Consider the following 18,472-nt stretch of genomic DNA (forward strand, 5'->3'; position numbering starts at 1 on the left):
TCTATATACAAACAAAAAGAGACCACAAAGTTACATTACCAATAGAACGATAATGCTTTGTGGTCTCTCCATTTCTCCAGACAAAAAATATTAACTTGTGTTTATTATATCATATTAACCTAGATATTCATAGTATTTATACTATTATATTAAACTTTAAAACAGTAGGTTCCCCTTTTATTTAAAAGCCATTGTAGCCTTAACAGCTTTCTTCCATCCAGCATATAATCCTTCTCTTGTCTCTTCCTCCATTTTTGGTTCGTAGGAACGATCTAGGCTCCATTTTTCCGCAATTTCCTTTTGATCTTTCCAGAAACCAACAGCTAAACCAGCAAGATAAGCTGCTCCTAATGCAGTTGTCTCATTTATAACTGGTCTTTCCACAGGAACATTTAATATATCTCCCTGGAACTGCATAAGGAAATTGTTTCGAACGGCTCCTCCATCAGCTCGTAATGTTTTAACTTGAATATTCGAATCAGATTCCATTGCAGCCAGAACATCTTTTGTTTGATATGCAAGTGATTCTAGTGTTGCCCGAATAAAATGCTCTTTTGTTGTCCCTCTAGTTACTCCAAACATTGCCCCTCGCACATCACTGTCCCAGTATGGAGTTCCTAATCCAACAAACGCTGGTACAATATAAACTCCATCTGTAGAATCTACTCTGCTTGCATAGTCTTCGCTGTCTTTCGCATCTTTTATCATTCTTAAGCCATCTCTTAGCCACTGGATAGCAGATCCTGCCACAAATATACTTCCTTCAAGGGCATAATTTACTTTTCCATCTATCCCCCATGCGATTGTTGTTAACAAGCCATGGTCTGATTTTACTGCTTTTTCACCTGTGTTCATTAACATAAAGCAGCCCGTACCATAAGTATTTTTCGCCATTCCCGCTTCAAAACATGCCTGACCAAATAAAGCAGCCTGTTGATCTCCTGCCACTCCTGCAATTGGAATTCTATTTCCAAAGAAATGTCCTTCCACTGTATGAGCATATATTTCAGAAGATCCTTTTACTTCTGGGAGCATCGATTTTGGAACTGTTAATATTTCAAGTAGTTCTTCATCCCATTTTAATTCATAGATATTAAACATTAACGTACGTGAAGCATTTGTATAGTCTGTTACATGCGCTTTTCCACCAGATAATTTCCAAATTAGCCATGTATCAATTGTACCAAATAATAACTCCCCGTTTTCTGCTTTTTGTCTAGCTCCATCTACATGATCTAAAATCCACTTTACTTTGGTACCTGCAAAATAAGCATCAATTAAAAGTCCTGTTTTATCACGGAAAAGCTGATTATATCCTTGTGCTTTTAGTTCTTCACAAATTTCATTTGTTTGTCTTGATTGCCATACAATGGCATTGTATACGGGCGCCCCAGTATTTTTATCCCATACAACAGCCGTCTCCCGTTGATTGGTAATCCCAATACCTTCTATTTGTTCCGGCTTAATATCTGATTCTGATAAAACTGTCGCAATAACAGCTAAAATAGAACCCCATATTTCATTTGCATTATGTTCAACCCATCCTGGCTTCGGAAATATTTGTGTGAATTCCTTTTGGGCCACATGCACAATATCCCCTTTTTTGTTGAAAATAATCGCCCTTGAGCTTGTTGTCCCTTGATCTAATGATAATATAAATTTTTCCATGAATAAAACCTCCCATTAGTAAATGATTATGCTACTTTTTTACCAATACTTTTACTTTCCCCTTTTGTCTTAAAAAATGCAAGTAATAATACAATGACAGTAATCGCTATTACAATCCAAAAGCTTGATAAGACAACCCCTTTAAAGATATACGTATAAAAAACGGCTGCTAGTGATCCGCCTAAAATGGGACCAACAACTGGTATCCAAGCATAACGGAAATTGGATGATCCTTTGCCGGCAATTGGTAAAACAAAATGGGCAATTCTTGGACCAAGGTCACGTGCAGGATTAATAGCATAGCCAGTTGTTCCCCCTAATGACATCCCAATTACAACAATAAGCAAGCCTACAGCAAGCGGGTTCAATCCCTCAGCAAAACTATTTGCTCCAATAAACAATAAGCCAAGCACTAACATAAACGTCCCTATCAATTCGCTTAATATATTTCCAAAGGTATGTGGAATAGCAGGACCTGTTGAAAAGACTGCTAATTTTGCTTCCGCATCCTTTGTTGCACCCCAATGCGGGAGATAGTGTAAATATACAATACATGCACCTAAAAAAGCGCCAATCATTTGTGCCAAAATATACGGCAATACTTGATTCCAAGCAAAATCACCAGTGATTGCAAGCGCGATGGTAACAGCTGGATTTAAATGGGCACCACTAATACTTCCGACAGCAAATGCTCCCATTGTAACTGCCAATCCCCAGGCAAGAGTAATCACAATCCACCCTCCACCATTAGAGAACGCTTTCTTTAAATTCGCACCAGCTACAACGCCTCCCCCAAATATAATCAAAATCATGGTACCAACAACTTCTCCCATAAACGCAGACATCAAAATCCCCCTTTTCCTTGTTTCACTCTGTTAAAATTCTGACAATGAATTATATTAAACTGCTTTACCCCTAAACTACCATCATACTAACATTTATTTTTATCATTACAGAGTGATTGTCATATAACATGCAAAAAAAGGAGAACACGACAGATTAAGCCACTAAAATTATGGTGACTACTGCGTGTATCTCCTTTTCTCCAACACATTAAATTAACTTGTAAGGTTATTGTAAACGCTTCCTGTTGGTCTGTCAATTATTTTTATTGTTTTCACTATAAAAAAATTATTTACTTTATTTTTTGCCATAATTCTTTTTTAGAAGTAGTTATACTAGTAGCCCCTGCTTCAATTGCATTGCTTATATCCTTATCCGTGCGAATCAAACCACCTGCAAGAATGGGTACATTTAAACTCTCTTTAATTTCTTTAATCATCCAAGGCATTGTTCCTGGAAGCACTTCGATATAATCTGGATGTGTTCGTTGTACTAGTTTAACGCTTTTCGCTATTGCATGACTATCAAGGAGAAATACCCTTTGAATTGCTATCACGTTTTTCTGCTTTGCTTTTAAAATAACCGATGATTTTGTAGATATAAGTCCATATGGTTTAAATTCTTGACAGATAAACTCTGTTCCAAAATCATCACTTTTCAATCCTTGGATTAAATCAACATGATAAATCATTTTCTTATTTGCTTTTTTTGCAAGCAAGCTTATATGTTTTAACTGTGAAACATGTACCTCTAAAAATACGCCAATTTCATAATCGCTTTTTAAAAACGCTTCGAATTCCTTCATATTTGATGATGCTGGAATAATAGGTTGATTCATTTCATTTCCCCCAAAAAGTTTCATTCTTAATCTCTTCATGACCATTCAAGGCTTCCCAACATTCACTACCGTTTCGTTTTAAATTCATATAGGCGAAATGCTAATATGCAAACAGCAGAATAGGCGATACCTATTGAGTAGCCACCTACAACATCTGTTGGATAATGGACACCTAAATATACTCTGCTTGTTCCTATTAAAAGAATAAGCATACAAGCAATTATGTAAGCCATCACTTTCTTTCCAGTTGAATTAAGCAAATGTATACATAAGTACGCACATGAGCTGAAGAAAATAAGAGAACCCATAGAGTGTCCACTTGGAAAACTATAGCCTTTTTCTATTATAACAGGCAATATATCCGGACGCTCTCTTTTGAAGAACCATTTAAGAAGCGTATTTAATAATGCACCAAAACCATTAGCAGAAATAAAAAAAATGGCTAAAGCATACTTTTTCTTCCATAGTAAAAGTACTGTAATAATTAGTATCGCTGCTGCGATAAACAAAATAGACCCTAAAAAGGTTATTCGTTCAACCCATATTGTTAATTCGTCTGAAATAAATGATTGAGTAAAATGGATGATTGTATCATCAAATGAAATAATATCTGAGCTCTTTACATGTCTTGCAATAATATAAAATAGCCCGCTAAAAATCAGGATAACTGCTAACATTACACCGATATATTTTGACGTTATTCTTCTCTCCATGTAAATCCCTCGCTGTTATATTTTAGTGCTAGCTATTTCGCAGTAGCTAGCACTTTATTTTTAAGCTTCTTTGACAACTTTCTTTCTTGTGGTCTTTTTCTTTTTTTCCTCTGTTTTCTTACTAGGCTTTGTATTATCAATAGATGCTTGTAGTGCAGCCATTAAATCCATGACATTCGATTCCCTTGGTTTATCTGTGCCTGTCACTACCTCTTTGCCAGCTTTCTTTGCTTCAATCAATTCAAGAAGAGCTGTTCTGTATTCATCTGTATATTTCTCTGGTGTAAATTCAGTGGTTAATTGATCAATTAATAAAATCGCTGTTTCTAATTCTTTTTTCTCTATTTGATTTACTTCCGGAACATTTGGTACATCGTCCACCTTACGAACTTCATCAGGAAAATGAATAGTTTCCATTACGAGAGTATTTTCATAAACCCGAATAATTGCCAGCTGTTCTTTGGAGCGAATAATAATTTTCGCAATTCCCACTTTCCCTGTCTCAAGTAAGGCTTGTCTTAATAAAGCATATGCCTTATTACCACCCTCACCGGAAGACATATAATAACATTTTTCAAAGTAAATAGGATCAATCTCTTCCATCTTCACAAAATCAATAATCTCCACTGCTTTATCTTCATTCTCTTTGTGCAGGTTTTTCAAATCTTCTTCATCAAGCACAACATATTTTCCTTTTGCATATTCATATGCCTTTACGATTTCTTCTGGAGCAACTTCATTTCCACAAGCAGAACATTTCTTTTCATATTTAATTGGGGCATGACAAGCCTTATGAAGTGTTCTAAGCTTGATATCTTTATCTTCTATTGCTGAATGCAGCTTAATCGGTATGCTTACTAATCCAAAACTTATATTTCCTTTCCACATTGTATGCATAATTAATCTCCAATCTTATTAGTTGAACACAATATTTCTTTTATGAAAAAAGCAATATTCATCACTTTTTCTTCTATCTATTTATACATTGTGTCACCGTTTTTTTTTCATACTATTTAATTATTGGCAGCAGACACTGTTCATACTATGTACTTAAATAGATATACTAATAAGAGTTAGATAAATCAGGAGGATAGACAAATGCATACAGCTGCATTTTTTATTAGTAATTATTATAAAAAAACAGACTCATTTGGTGTCAGTGTCGTTGGAAACGAGAATATTATCACTGTAGGTTCTTTTCAAAAAGGCTTAAAAAAAGCAGAAAAAACAGCATTAATACAGATTATAAAAGAACATGCTATAAAGGAAGATGACGATTTATATTATTTAAATCCAGGAATTTGCGTAGAATTACAGTTTTCCTCCTTTCAACAGTATAAACTGAGCAACCCCGTTTTTATCCAATTTTTATATAATATAGATTGGAAAGACTGTACATTAGAGAAACTCGTCGCAACAGAGTCTACGCCTATTACTCATGCTGATAAACCTCTATTTCCCAACACCACGATTACGAAACTCGATTATATTTTATATTTAAAAGAGGTCAGTCCATATTTACTTCCTTTTTTAGAAAATCGCTTATTGACTACGATTCGATTTCCCCATGGTTTATTTGGAGAATCTTTTTATCAAAAACAATGTCCAGACTACGCTCCACCTTATGTACAAACATATAAGAACGACGACATAGAGTATATCATTTGCAATAACCTAGAAACGCTTATGTGGCTTGGAAATCAATTAGCGTTTGAATTTCATATACCATTTGAAACCATTTATTCTAATAGCATGCCTTCTGAAATTGTCTTTGATTTAGATCCGCCTTCTGTGGAACATTTTTATATGGCTATTAAAGCGGCAAAAGTTCTACAACAGATTTTGGAACGATTACATCTTTTATCTTTTGTGAAAATATCAGGAAATAAAGGAATTCAGGTATATTTACCACTTCCAGAAAAAACATTTACTTATGAAGAAGTACGTTTATTCACAGAATTTATTGCAAACTATATGATTGCGGAAAATCCAGAGCTTTTCACCATAGAACGATTAAAGAAAAACCGCAAAAACAGATTATACATTGACTACATCCAACATAGTGAAGGAAAAACAATTATCGCTCCCTATTCTATTCGCGGTAATAAAGGAGGATATGTTGCATGCCCAATTGAATGGGATGAATTAACGGAAGATTTACATCCTCGCCAATTTTCAATGGACGTTGTTTTACAAAGACTACAAAAAGGGATTCATTCCTTCGCTGGTTATTTTGCGGCAAAAGAAAAACAACCTTTTCGTCAAGTACTAGATGTGTTAACAAATGTCCAAAACACTGAAGGGCAGAAAAAAATCTGAATAGATGATTGCGAAAACTTTCTAATCATATCCTTGTATGCAAACATAAAGACAATAAAACGCCCAAACAAAGGAACGGAAATTTTTCTGTCTAATGTTTGGGCCAATTTCTAGAATAATTCTGGCTATGCATGTTGTTATACTAATTTGCATTCTTCAATGGGGATAGTGACAAATGACTCGATGACTGGATGCCTTAATGTTCTGCCTTCTGTCCATTCTAAAAAGGAGATTTTGACAGTAAGTGCTGGCCGCAGCCAGACTCCATCTTTCGCTTTCCTGAGATTAGCAAAAGGACTCTCATTTATAATGATTGGCTCAATCGCTTTTGAGACAGCAGCCCAGTCATTTGCGGTCAATTTACCCGAACCAGCACTTCCAATATAAACCAGCTTCCCCGACTCATCAAATAACCCAAGGTGGAGAGAATGGACCGTTTTATTTTTAAATGTTACTCCTCCCACTATAGCGATTAAATCCTGCTCTTTTTTTCGCTTAAGCCATCTGGCATCCTTTCCGCCCAGAACATAGGAACTACTAAGATCCTTGCAGACAATTCCTTCTAACTGATGTTGTTGACAAACAGCAAATAAACCTCGCATATCTGTAAAGTTTTCAACTAGACGAATATCTTTCGTCTCAGCTACTTTTTCATGCAATATTTTTTGTCTTTCCAGTAATGGTTTGTCTACCAGCCACTGTCCATCGAGGAACAGGATATCAAAAATCATATAGGTAATCGGGATTTCCTCTTGCAGCTCACTTAATCGCTCAAGTTTTCGCACTCTGTCCCGTCTCATTACTTCATAAAAGGATGGTTTCCCATCCTGTAAAGCAATGACTTCGCCGTCGAGAATACAATTTTTTGCCTGTACAAAGGAACCGGTCTTTAATAATTCAGGATATTGCTGCGTTCTTTCATTTTTCTTTCGATTAAATAATTTTGTGTCCTCTCCATCATAGTAGGAGAGAATTCTTGTTCCATCCCACTTAACTTGAGCAATCCATTGATCCCCTTTTGGAATTGCTTCTGTTAGTAGTGGTTCAAATGGCTTTATTGGTTTCATGTGCTTTTATTCCTTTTATTCTTACCATTTGCTAATAGAACAAAATTATACAAGGATCTTATCTATCTCAAACTGCAAACAAACCTCAGAATTTTAGAAATAGTAGTTGGTCTTTAGGATATTTTTTAATTTCTTCGAATAGAGATGAGATATTGCTTCCCGTCGGGCTCGCGCTGAGCCGCGGTCTGCCTTCAGTCTGCAGGGTATAAGACTGTCTCGCTAATCACGCAGGAGTCTCCCCCTTAGACTACAAGCAGCGCATAAAAATCATTTTTAACTTTTCTAAAATCATTTTGTCAACAAACTAATCTATTTTTATTTTTTTGACGCTCTTAACCTTGCTGTTTAACTACTAATAATGCTAGAAATGAAGTTTGTCCATTTTCTAATCACTTTATCATCTATAACAAAAAGGTCAGTTTCTATTCCACATAACAGAATGTTGAATAGACCTAACCTTATCCTTCCATACTAACCAACTACTGTTCTCTCCAAATTTATTTTAAATGATTTTCGACATATTGCTTTGCTTCTTGTTGTAGTTTTTTATATTGAACAGCTTCTTCCTCGAAATATATCTTATTCGTTACGGCATAGTTTTCTATTGTATCCCATTCAAATGATACATCTGCACGATATACATAAGTAGCGTTGCCAATTAAATCAATTCGATATTGATCATTTTGATAATGTACATAGCAGCGAACTTTGCCCCCATTATTATACACATCCACATAGGTATTTTTTTCATTAAACCCATTTAGTATGGAAACAAGAGTGGAAGCAGACATAGCAGTCCCACAAGCATTTGTAAACCCTACTCCTCGTTCGTATGTACGCACATAAATACTTCCTTTTTCTAATATTGAAACAAAGCTAACATTTACACCGTCTGGAAAATACTCATTCGGACCATTCACATATTTACTTATCGTTTCTTGAATATCCGAATCAAGTATTGCCTTATCTACAAGTGTAATTAAATGCGGATTAGGTACAGCTAAAGCAGTAAATAATAAATCTTTATTTAACCCCGGAATTTTCTCATTTATTAGTGTAGTCGATTCTACCTCAAGCGGCAGATCCTTCGTCTGAAAAGATACAGGAGATATTTCTACCAAATACGTTGGGATATCCGGATAAATATCTGTTTCATTTTTCACTTCTAAATTTGCTTTCATTGTTTCAATCATCGCTTCCTCTACCTGAAGGAGTTCACAAACATATCGAGCGACACAACGAATACCATTTCCACACATCGATGCTTCGGAACCATCGGCATTAAAAACTCTCATTCTTGCATCAGCAACTTGACTAGGCATTACAAAAAGAATACCATCCGCTCCTAAAGAAGAAGCTCTATTACATAGCGTTTTAGCTATTTCTGCTCTTTCTTCTTCGGTAAACTGATAGGCGTCTGAAATTTCATCTATTATTAAAAAATCATTGCCACTTCCATGACATTTTGTAATTTTTATATTCATTTCATCGTTCCTCCAAGCTATATTTGTTTCTTATTTATTTTACTGTTCCTTTGTCTAACCTGCAATCAATTCTTCCTTGCCCAAAAAAAGAGAAAACCTTAACAGCTTTTAGTCAAGTCGTTAAGGTTATTACCATTCATCCATATAAATCATCATCTAATAGCTTCTTTGCCCATGAAATAGATTCTGCATATACTTTAAACAATTCCTTTTCTTGAATATCCAATTCTTTACAACCAAGTGCAATTCCCGACCAGTCAGCTGTTTCTGCTGCAATGACCAATTGAAGCACATCATATTGAACATTTTTCTGTCCTGATAAAGCTTGTACAATTGTCTCATCCAATGGTAGATCGGAAAGAATGGTATCCATATCCTTGTTCATAATGGTATCCATAAGAGAGAACATTCCCGTCAAAAAAAAACTTCCATATTCTATTCTTCCCGGTATAAGTTTTGCTACCGCTTCGCACATTTTAGAACGTATTAAGCAATTATGAATCACTTCTAAAGAAATTCCATTCTTCCAGTCCTTTTCCCTAACTGTAAGAATATAAATCCATTTTCGAAGTTCTCTAAGCCCAATATATACAATGGCATGTTTAATACTGGTTACTTTTTGCTTTACTCCATATCCTAGTGTGTTAATTAATTTCAATAACTTATATGATAAAGAAATATCCTGTTCAATCAATTTAGAAATACGGGTTATATCTGGATTTTCATCATGTAATAGCTCAAGGATCTTATAATATGCCGTCATATAGGTTGGCACATCATGGGAAGACATGATGACTGGTCTTGAAAAATAATAACCTTGAAAATAATGATAGCCGCTGTTTCTAGCTTGTTCATACTCCGTACTTGTCTCAAGTTTTTCAGCAATTAATTCAATGTGATGCTTTTTAGCAATCGCTTCTAATTCTGTTCGCACTTCTTTAGTCGTATGTTGAAAATCGATTTTAACCATATCTGCTAATAGCAGTAAAGAATAGGAGTATGGGTTACTTTTCTCTAAATTAAAATCATCTAAAGCCAATTTGTAGCCTAATTGTTTGAGTTCTAAACAAATATCTATAATTTTTTGACTTGGAACAACAGTTTCTAGAATCTCTATTACAATATCCCTTGGCTGAAAATATGTAGGAAGTTTAAGTTCTAATAAATTCTCAGTAAAATTAATAAAACAAGGTTTACCGTCTGATAATTTATCTATGCCAATATTAAGAAAACTGTTAATAATAACATTTGTTGTCGCCTGATCACCATTTATATTGGGGAAGGAATTAATATTATTATGTCTATATAGTAGTTCATATCCATAAACTTCTTCCATTCGATTAAATAGTGGCTGTCTCGCCACAAAAACTTCCATTTATTTACCTCCGTCAATCTTTTTGCGCTTAGTTATTGTCATTTTAATAAATTTATTAGTAGAAGGTTGTCGAACCTTGCTTGTAAGAAAATAAAATTCTTACCAGAAATGTCATCGTTAATGTTTAGGGGTCATCTAGGTTGTATTTAAAGGGAATGGAGAAAAGATTCTTTGATTCAAGGCTATATATAATCAAAATGATAGCTAATCCAGAAAAAAGAACTTTTTTACGTTCTATTTTTCTAAAAGATATCTTGAATAAAACGGGGAATTCTAAAAAATACAGGGCAGTTTAAAATACCATTAAATAGAGTAAAGCTATAGAGACAAAAAGCTTATGCACAAAAACGAGTATAGTTAGACAGCTAGTAACAACTTCTGAAAAAAGAAAATGACTTTCTAATTTCAGAAGTGATTTTGCTATTAATGTGTATATTGAAGTAAAAAATTAATCAAAAATAATGAGGATATGAAATACAAAGGCAGTGATACTTCTTTCGCTTTACCTAAAGCAATCTTTAAAATTGGGTAAAGAATAAACCCAATAGCCATGCCATCTGCGATACTGTACGTAAACGGAATCATCGCAATAATAAAGAAGCTAGGAAAACTTTCACTTAAATCCTTTAAATCCAGATTTCGGATATTCTGTAGCATTAATCCTCCAATAATAATTAAAATTGGTGCAATCGCACTATCTGGAATTAATTTTATGACAGGAATAAAAAATGCTGAACAAATAAACAGAATACCTGTCGTTACAGCTGTTAAACCTGTTTTTCCACCAGCGGTCATACTTGCTGAGCTTTCAACTGTAGCTACTGTTGGACTTGTGCCAAATAAACTAGATAGAAAGACAGAAATAGAAGTAGCTCGAAAAGCTTTTTGAAATCGCTCAGATTTGTTTATAAATTGGACATGATTGTTGACCAATCCAATATTCTCAAACACAAGGACCATTGTAAGAGAAAATACGGCAATCCAAAAAGGAATCGATGCAAGTTTGTCAAAAGACAGATGACCAAACACACTTTTGTATTCTTGAAGGTGAACCGACTGGCCACTTCCTGCATTTACATTGATCAGTCCAAACATCCAAGCAATGAAAGTACCAACAATAATCGTGATCAGAAAGTTTCCCTTCACATTTCTTAAAAATAGAATAATACTTATTAAAAATGTGAGTACTGTTGCTAGTACATGTAAATCATTAAAAGATCCCAAGGCAATAATTGAATTTGTTCCTCTTTCTACTATCCCGCCTTTTTCCAATCCAATTAGCATTAAAAATAGACCTAAACCAACGCTAATCGATTCTTTTAACGAAACAGGAATAGAATCACTGACAATTCTAGCTAGTTTCGTAAAAGCAACAATCATAAAGAGAATTCCAGAAACAAACACTACTGCCAACGCTTCTTGCCAGGTTAGAGCCATTGAATTTACAATGGTATAAGAAAATAACGCGTTGATACCCATACCTGGTACAAGCAAAATTGGCACATTTCCATAAAAACCCATTAAAAAACAGCCAACAACGGATGTTAAAATGGTTGCAATGATTGCTGCTTCCAATGGAATACCTGCTTCTGCTAAGATTAAGGAGTTTACTACCACGATGTATACAACAGTAAAAAAACCAATAAACCCTGCAAGCACCTCTTGTTTAATGGATGTTTGACTTTCTTTTAGCCGAAAAAATGAAAAAATATAATCTTTCATCTGATATACCTATTTAGTTGTATCCCTCTCCCTACCCGCTTCCCCTATAAAATGCAAGTAAAGCATGTCAAAGACTGACATGACTTTTAGCATTCAATAAGGTAGCCACAAGAAATTATAATAGCAGATTGCCAATGTTTTGCCAATGTTTTTTAGGAGAAAATACTCATTTTTTCCTATTTTCCTTATTGCTATTTCTTATTATTTAGTCATTTTTCCTTAAATCAGCTTATCAAAGAAAAACTTTCTGTTCTAAAACTCCATCCATATTAATGATTCGTATAAGCGAATAACTTTGTCAATATGGCATAGAGGTGAATAATTTCTTTATCAGACGCATGGTGATCAATTGACAATAGCGGCAGATTAGGATCTTGAAAACGTTTGGCCCACTCTTTTGGCATCCAGCCCTTTCTTAACTGGGCTAATTTATGACCATCTTCTTGCTCAAACTGATACTCCATTTGTCCAAAGGTTTTTTTCATTATGATTGTGTCTTCCCCATAAAGAAATTGGATCACTAATCGTTTTTCTGTCTTTATTTCTAGAATTCTGCTGATTATTTTTTTATCCTTATTTTTTATATCTATTCTATCTTTTTTTAATGTAAAAACATATTGGAGATCCCCTTGTGTATTATAAAAGCCATACGATTTTGTATAAAATCGATCGAATAAGAACGGCAAATACCAACGAATAATCGAGAATTTTTCATCTTTTATTTCTCCTATCTCTTGTCCATCTCTATCAAAAACAACCATTCTTAAGGATGGCGCAGGTAAAAAAGATAAAACCACCGTATTTGTTTTCAAAATTGATCTTGCTTGTCCCGCGGAGAAAAAATTCTCCATTTTCTCTAAACGTCGTTTATGTAAATAAAATTGACTAAAGCAAATTACACTGTATATTGCGAATGGGACTAAAAGGTAAAGAAAAATGATATTTGAATGATTAAATAGAAAGATGCCTATAAAAAGAAAGATAGGAATACAACTAATTAAACTAGCGTTCAACGAAGATATGGCTGTATATTTATAATATTTTTCAATATTCATCATGAAGACTCCTTTATATCCATTCTTATAATGAAAGGTTAGCGCGACTGTGCACTTATCTTTCTCTTTCTTTTTATTCTATTAATTTCTAATGAAATCTATGATTAATTAGAAGAAAAATTTTAAAAGAGTCTAAACTATCATGTTACCTATTATTAAGGTTTGAATGTGGTAATATAAAAACCGAAGAAGTAGATGGTGGTTTATATGTTCATGCAGGGAAGTTGAGCTTTTTCAGCACATTGGTATGTATATGTGAGAAAAAATAAAATGCCAGCCTATTCGTTAAAAAGCGAGTCACCGAAATTGGTCGCTAATTTAAACGAATAAGCTGCCATTATAAAAAGGTTAATGATCTATATTATTTGATAAAACGAATCGTTAAAGGAATATGATAATCCTGGCCTTCATAAGCCTTAATAGCAGCAATGATTGTAAATACAAATGCCATAATTCCGATTATTGGTAAAATAATAAATCCGATTAAAAGAAACACAAGAATCCATGCTATGAAGGAATAAATGGCATAGGAAATTAAAAAGTTAAAATATTCTTTACCATGATAATCCACAAAAGGCGAATCTTTCTTCACGAGCCAGATAACTAATGGTCCGATAAAAGTAGTAAAAAAACTAGACACATAAATCAACATTGCAAAAACTCTATCATCATTTGATGATCTGTCTTTATTTAAATCCATGAAAGAAACCTCCAACTAAAATAATAATTGCTATGTTATTATATACGATTATTCTATATAAATGTTTCATTTTCTCATAATAATTGTCCAATTAATTCAAATAAGCTTTCATCCGTGACATTTATCATTCTTTCTTGCCTGTTTATATACTTTATCGGCAAGAGTTAAACCCTTTCTGCTATTGTGAATTAGTTTATCTTTCTTTACAATGATTCATTAATTTTTTACAATTTGTTTGTATTTTCCTATTTTCAATTTCACCGAAATTTTGTATGATATAGAAAAGTAATTTGTTATCATGAGATAATAATTAAAGATGGGAAGGCAAATGGTGCGCCACCGCTTTGGTTCTAGTGGGTTCGATTCCCACCCCGAAATTTTTTTTCAATTGGATTAAAAATTTCGAGGGTGGGCTTTTTCTTATGCATGAATAAGTTCTGCTCTCAAATGGAGGGATTATTGTGTTAAAAAAAAGAGATCTTGAAGAATGTCAAGCATTATATCCTTTAATGACGCATCCTGATGTCTTCCCTTTCGTGCGTCAAAAAGCTTCTTCTTATGAAGAATACCTTTTTCTTACCAAACAGACTATAGAAGCGGAAGAAAGAGGAGAACTCATTTCTAGAACGATATTAGATGAATGGCAAAATCCAATTGGAACCATAAATCTATATGATATAAACGAAAATATCGGTTTCCTCGGAACTTGGTTAGGAAAACCTTATCACGGCATGGGATACAATCAAATAGCAAAAGATTTATTTTTTGCTGAAGCATTTTTTGAGCTGAATATCGAAAGCATATTAATGCGAATTAGAAGCAATAATATCCGCTCACTAAAAGCAGCTGAAAAGCTTCCCTATGTGGTTTCTGCAAATGAAACAAGAAGTAATTTGTTACAAATTTTAAATACTTCTGGGATCCCTTATCAACTATTTGAAATTCCTAAAGATTTATTTACTCTATACACATTACGTCAAAATACGGAAGAGACGACAAATGATTGCAGAGAGGCGTAATTTAGCTCCGATAATAAAATAAGATCAGTCGATAGGAGAATAACTATCACTGATCTTATTTTATTCTTCTATAATATTGTCAGCGAATTGGATGAAAAAAAACCTCCATATATTCATCCCCTCCTCTGATTGAAAGATTATAGTAATTTATTGCTTCTTTTTATAGCTTTGATAATTCTTATTTCCACCAGAAAGATTATAGATATTCATGAATCCTAAATTACGCAGGATATTTTGGGCAGCATTTCCGGTTACACCACTATTACAATAAGTAACAGTGAGCCGATTTGGATCTAGCTCCTTGCATTTCTCTCGCAAATCGCCCAAAGGGATATTAATAGCGGTATCCACACATGACACATTAAATTGTTGTGCAGCTCGTGTATCAATAACTTGAATGGATTCCTCTTTTTCTATTCTTGCGGTTAAATCTTTTGGCGTGATTAATTGATTTTTCTTTTCAATTGCATTATGCAAAGCCATCCCAGTATACATGACAGGATCTTTTGCCGTACTAAATGGCGGCGCATATGCAAGATCAAGATGAAATAAATCTTCCGCTTTTGCATTAAATGTAATGGCTGTAACAAAAACATCTAGTCTTTTATCGACACCTTCTTCCCCTACTATTTGTACACCCAATATTCTGCCTGTTTTCCGATCGGCAATTGCCTTGATTACTAATTGTTTGCCACCCAAATATTCAGCTCTAGCAGGCTTGATATTATGAAGAACTTCTATATCATAGCCTTCCTCCAATGCTTCCGTTTCGTTCATACCAGTTTGTCCAACAGCTAAGTCAAAAACACGAAGAATAGCAGTTCCTAAAATTCCTCTATGTTCTAATGATCCTCCGGTTATCACATCACCGGCTATTCTGCCCATTTTATTTGCTGTGCTTCCTAATGGCCGATATAGGGGTTTCCCGGTTATAAGGGAATAGCTCTCAGCAACATCCCCTACCGCATATACATCAGGTAAGTTAGTTTGCATCTTATTATTTACGGCAATAGCTCCAGAATGTCCTATATTTACACCGATTGACTCTGCTAACTGAACATTAGGCCGAACCCCTGTTGCTAAAATAACCAAATCTGTTTCTATAATATTTCCTGATTTTGTTTTTATTTCATTAGTAGTTATTTCACTAACTTCCTCATTCAATAGAAGGTTAACTCCTTTTTTTTCTAGATGGTCTTCTACATATGTAACAATATCTATATCCATATGTGATAATATGTGATCACTGCGTTGTACTAATGTAACATCTAACCCTCTATTTGTTAACTGTTCAGCCATCTCTAAACCAATATACCCTGCCCCTATAATCGCAGCTCTTTTTGGCTCGTTCTTTTTTATAAATCGGTCAATAGCACTTGTATGTTGAATGGTTCGAATGTGGAAAACATGATCTTTATCTGCCCCCTCCATTGCTGGAGTGTAGGGTGATGCTCCTGTTGCAAATACTAATACATCATAAATATCCTCAATTACTTCACTTGTATTCAAGTTTTTCACTTGAATCTTTCTCCGCTTTGCATCTATAGCGATAACCTCATGCCGTACAAGAATATCAACATTATATCGTTTCTTAAACCAAGCCGGATTTCTCGGTGTTAAAGTTTCTAATTCATCAACTTCTCCGCCTAAGAAATAAGGAATTCCACAACCGGAGTAAGAAATGTCATAATCTGCATTATAAAGTGTGATTTCTGCCTGCTCGTCATTTCTGCGTGCTTTTGTTGCTACTGAAGTACCTGCCGCTACTGATCCTATAATAACAATTTTCATGATCATCCTCCTATAAACAATAGTGTATTTTATAATTTATCTTTTCCTGTACTGTTACCCCATAAACGATTTTTCTAATGTCTATTAAGAAATGATTGATAGCCATAAGTATAAACCAATTAATGTAATCATAAGGGTTGGAATGGTTAAAATTATCCCTGTCTTAAAGTAGGTTCCCCATGAAATCTTTACCCCTTTTTGAGACAATACATGAAGCCATAATAAAGTAGCTAATGAACCAATCGGCGTAATTTTTGGTCCTAAATCCGAACCGATAATATTAGCATAAATTAAGCCTTCTTTTATTACTCCTGCTGCATTTGTATCCGCTATAGCTAAAGCATCAATCAAAACAGTGGGCATATTATTCATAATAGAAGAAATAACAGCCGCAAGAAATCCCATCCCTATTGTCGCAAGAAACAGTCCATGGTCGGAAGCAGTTTGAATAAGATTTGATAACAAGCCAGTTAAGCCTACATTACGAAGTCCGTAAATGACTACATACATTCCTATAGAAAAGAAAACGATTGACCACGGCGCTCCTTTTATTACATTGCTAATGGATACTGCTTTGCTTCGCTTCGTCTGGCAAAAACAAGAAAAACAAGAGAAAGGCTGCCAACAATAGCGGATACTGGAATCGCAAGAAATTCACTGCCAAAATATCCAATTAGTAGAAAGGCTAAGATTATCCAAGAAAATCGGAACATTTGCGGATCCTTAATAGCTTCTGCCGGCAACCTTAGATGGTTTAAATCATACATTTCAGGAATTCTCTTGCGGAAGTAGATATATAGAACAAGCATACTTGCCAATAAGGAAAATAAATTGGGAATAATCATTCTAGAAGCATATTCAACAAATCCGATTTCAAAAAAATCTGCAGAAACAATATTTACTAAATTACTGACGACTAGAGGCAAAGAGGTTGTATCTGCAATAAACCCACTTGCCATGATAAATGGAAAAACCATTCTTTCTTCTACCTATAATGCTCGAACCATCGACAGCACAATCGGGGTTAAAATAAGCGCTGCACCATCGTTTGCGAATAAAGCTGCCACAAGAGCACCTAAAAGGGAAACATAAAAAAACATTTTTAGCCCGCTTCCATTAGCCATTCGAGCCATATGTAGTGCTGCCCATTCAAAAAAACCTATTTCGTCTAAAATAAGGGAGATGATGATAATAGCAATAAATGCAAGTGTTGCATTCCAAACAATTCCAGTCACATCTGCAACATCATTAAAATCCACTACCCCGACTAATAAAGCGAATATTGCTCCCCCACAAGCAGACCAACCAATAGAAAGATTTTTGGGCTGCCAAATCACAAATGTTAATGTTAATAGAAAAATAATAATTGCCAAAAATGTGTGTAGCAAATTAAGACTCCCACCATTAGTTACATATAATTTTAATCCCTTTTTTCTTCCAATATTGTCATATCCTCACATCCATTTGATAAAAATTGTAAAATTTCATTTATCAGTCCATAATATTTACATGTCTTGTTTAATGAATAAAAAACCCATTGACCTTTCTTTTGTTCTTTAACAATCTCTAAGTCTCTCATTTTACGGAGATGCTGACTAATAGCTGGCTGCGACATATTATATATTTCTACCAACTCACATACACAAAATGCTTTTTCAGACAACAAACTAACAATAGATAATCTTGTCTTATCTCCTAACAGTTTTAATACATCTGCTGTCTCTTTTATAGATAATACAGGTAAAGATTGGTTTTTCTTCATCATTTCCCCCCCTTATTTATGCTACATATAAGCATATACTTATATATTTATGGAAAAGGTAACAAAAAACAAACACATTAATCAGTATTTGTTATCCTGTTATAATTAGAGAAAAC

The 18,472-nt window shown here is 34.3% G+C and carries 15 protein-coding genes and 1 pseudogene; 2 read left to right on the forward strand and 14 right to left on the reverse strand.

Annotation, left to right across the window (positions count from 1 at the left end; genetic code table 11):
• Positions 1-177 precede the first annotated feature (177 nt).
• The 5 genes from glpK to ku form a co-directional block, all read right to left on the reverse strand.
• A complete protein-coding gene (gene glpK / locus NSQ92_RS11945) occupies positions 178-1,668 on the reverse strand; it encodes a glycerol kinase GlpK (protein ID WP_341152815.1) in 1,491 nt (496 codons plus the stop codon).
• 26 nt (positions 1,669-1,694) lie between these two features.
• On the reverse strand, positions 1,695-2,513 hold the full coding sequence (locus NSQ92_RS11950) for an MIP/aquaporin family protein (protein WP_047940487.1): 819 nt from the start codon (positions 2,511-2,513) through the stop codon (positions 1,695-1,697).
• 290 nt (positions 2,514-2,803) lie between these two features.
• Positions 2,804-3,349: a glycerol-3-phosphate responsive antiterminator gene (locus tag NSQ92_RS11955; RefSeq protein WP_047940701.1), complete on the reverse strand. Its 546-nt coding sequence runs from the start codon at positions 3,347-3,349 to the stop codon at positions 2,804-2,806.
• Between the two features lie 65 nt (positions 3,350-3,414).
• Complete coding sequence (locus NSQ92_RS11960) at positions 3,415-4,062, reverse strand: phosphatase PAP2 family protein (protein ID WP_061796390.1); 648 nt, start codon at positions 4,060-4,062, stop codon at positions 3,415-3,417.
• Positions 4,063-4,122: 60 nt separating this feature from the next.
• The gene (gene ku / locus NSQ92_RS11965) at positions 4,123-4,959 is read right to left on the reverse strand and encodes a non-homologous end joining protein Ku (protein WP_047940485.1); all 837 of its coding nucleotides are present in this window, start codon (positions 4,957-4,959) and stop codon (positions 4,123-4,125) included.
• 201 nt (positions 4,960-5,160) lie between these two features.
• On the opposite strand from ku, the gene ligD reads away from it, so the two are divergent.
• Positions 5,161-6,381, forward strand: coding sequence for a DNA ligase D (gene ligD / locus NSQ92_RS11970; RefSeq protein ID WP_341152816.1), 1,221 nt, complete (start codon positions 5,161-5,163; stop codon positions 6,379-6,381).
• Between the two features lie 137 nt (positions 6,382-6,518).
• Here the strand turns inward: ligD and NSQ92_RS11975 are convergent, their stop codons facing one another.
• The 6 genes from NSQ92_RS11975 to NSQ92_RS12000 form a co-directional block, all read right to left on the reverse strand.
• On the reverse strand, positions 6,519-7,448 hold the full coding sequence (locus NSQ92_RS11975) for an ATP-dependent DNA ligase (protein ID WP_047940484.1): 930 nt from the start codon (positions 7,446-7,448) through the stop codon (positions 6,519-6,521).
• Between the two features lie 497 nt (positions 7,449-7,945).
• Positions 7,946-8,932, reverse strand: coding sequence for a diaminopimelate epimerase (gene dapF / locus NSQ92_RS11980; RefSeq protein WP_061796399.1), 987 nt, complete (start codon positions 8,930-8,932; stop codon positions 7,946-7,948).
• A gap of 136 nt (positions 8,933-9,068) precedes the next feature.
• Positions 9,069-10,307, reverse strand: a complete 1,239-nt coding sequence (locus NSQ92_RS11985) for an EAL and HDOD domain-containing protein (RefSeq protein ID WP_047940481.1) — start codon at positions 10,305-10,307, stop codon at positions 9,069-9,071.
• Between the two features lie 423 nt (positions 10,308-10,730).
• Complete coding sequence (locus NSQ92_RS11990) at positions 10,731-12,029, reverse strand: NCS2 family permease (RefSeq protein WP_047940480.1); 1,299 nt, start codon at positions 12,027-12,029, stop codon at positions 10,731-10,733.
• Between the two features lie 269 nt (positions 12,030-12,298).
• A complete protein-coding gene (locus NSQ92_RS11995; protein WP_141231669.1) occupies positions 12,299-12,841 on the reverse strand; it encodes a hypothetical protein in 543 nt (180 codons plus the stop codon).
• Positions 12,842-13,445: 604 nt separating this feature from the next.
• Complete coding sequence (locus tag NSQ92_RS12000; protein ID WP_047940478.1) at positions 13,446-13,784, reverse strand: DUF4870 domain-containing protein; 339 nt, start codon at positions 13,782-13,784, stop codon at positions 13,446-13,448.
• Between the two features lie 461 nt (positions 13,785-14,245).
• Here NSQ92_RS12000 and NSQ92_RS12005 point away from each other — a divergent pair, with 461 nt between their 5' ends.
• Positions 14,246-14,803, forward strand: coding sequence for a GNAT family N-acetyltransferase (locus tag NSQ92_RS12005; RefSeq protein WP_047940477.1), 558 nt, complete (start codon positions 14,246-14,248; stop codon positions 14,801-14,803).
• Positions 14,804-14,950: 147 nt separating this feature from the next.
• Here NSQ92_RS12005 and NSQ92_RS12010 read toward each other — a convergent pair whose 3' ends face one another.
• From NSQ92_RS12010 to NSQ92_RS12020, 3 genes and pseudogenes are all read right to left on the reverse strand, one after another.
• Positions 14,951-16,594 carry an FAD-dependent oxidoreductase gene (locus NSQ92_RS12010; protein WP_341152817.1) on the reverse strand — a complete coding sequence of 548 codons (1,644 nt, stop codon included), beginning with the start codon at positions 16,592-16,594 and terminating at the stop codon, positions 14,951-14,953.
• A gap of 84 nt (positions 16,595-16,678) precedes the next feature.
• A pseudogene (locus NSQ92_RS12015) lies at positions 16,679-17,982 on the reverse strand (arsenic transporter).
• A gap of 32 nt (positions 17,983-18,014) precedes the next feature.
• Positions 18,015-18,359 (reverse strand): ArsR/SmtB family transcription factor, encoded by a 345-nt coding sequence (locus tag NSQ92_RS12020; RefSeq protein WP_341152818.1) that lies wholly within the window; start codon positions 18,357-18,359, stop codon positions 18,015-18,017.
• Positions 18,360-18,472: the final 113 nt, after the last annotated feature.

Source organism: Niallia sp. FSL M8-0099 (assembly GCF_038006945.1).
Classification (GTDB): domain Bacteria; phylum Bacillota; class Bacilli; order Bacillales; family Cytobacillaceae; genus Niallia; species Niallia circulans.

What these genes read in the sequence shown, in the direction of transcription:
- glpK (WP_341152815.1), bottom strand. Translation starts at nt 1,668, where the DNA reads ATGGAAAAATTTATATTATCATTAGATCAAGGGACAACAAGCTCAAGG.
- NSQ92_RS11950 (WP_047940487.1), bottom strand. Translation starts at nt 2,513, where the DNA reads ATGTCTGCGTTTATGGGAGAAGTTGTTGGTACCATGATTTTGATTATA.
- NSQ92_RS11955 (WP_047940701.1), bottom strand. Translation starts at nt 3,349, where the DNA reads ATGAATCAACCTATTATTCCAGCATCATCAAATATGAAGGAATTCGAA.
- NSQ92_RS11960 (WP_061796390.1), bottom strand. Translation starts at nt 4,062, where the DNA reads ATGGAGAGAAGAATAACGTCAAAATATATCGGTGTAATGTTAGCAGTT.
- ku (WP_047940485.1), bottom strand. Translation starts at nt 4,959, where the DNA reads ATGCATACAATGTGGAAAGGAAATATAAGTTTTGGATTAGTAAGCATA.
- ligD (WP_341152816.1), top strand. Translation starts at nt 5,161, where the DNA reads ATGCATACAGCTGCATTTTTTATTAGTAATTATTATAAAAAAACAGAC.
- NSQ92_RS11975 (WP_047940484.1), bottom strand. Translation starts at nt 7,448, where the DNA reads ATGAAACCAATAAAGCCATTTGAACCACTACTAACAGAAGCAATTCCA.
- dapF (WP_061796399.1), bottom strand. Translation starts at nt 8,932, where the DNA reads ATGAATATAAAAATTACAAAATGTCATGGAAGTGGCAATGATTTTTTA.
- NSQ92_RS11985 (WP_047940481.1), bottom strand. Translation starts at nt 10,307, where the DNA reads ATGGAAGTTTTTGTGGCGAGACAGCCACTATTTAATCGAATGGAAGAA.
- NSQ92_RS11990 (WP_047940480.1), bottom strand. Translation starts at nt 12,029, where the DNA reads ATGAAAGATTATATTTTTTCATTTTTTCGGCTAAAAGAAAGTCAAACA.
- NSQ92_RS12000 (WP_047940478.1), bottom strand. Translation starts at nt 13,784, where the DNA reads ATGGATTTAAATAAAGACAGATCATCAAATGATGATAGAGTTTTTGCA.
- NSQ92_RS12010 (WP_341152817.1), bottom strand. Translation starts at nt 16,594, where the DNA reads ATGAAAATTGTTATTATAGGATCAGTAGCGGCAGGTACTTCAGTAGCA.
- NSQ92_RS12020 (WP_341152818.1), bottom strand. Translation starts at nt 18,359, where the DNA reads ATGATGAAGAAAAACCAATCTTTACCTGTATTATCTATAAAAGAGACA.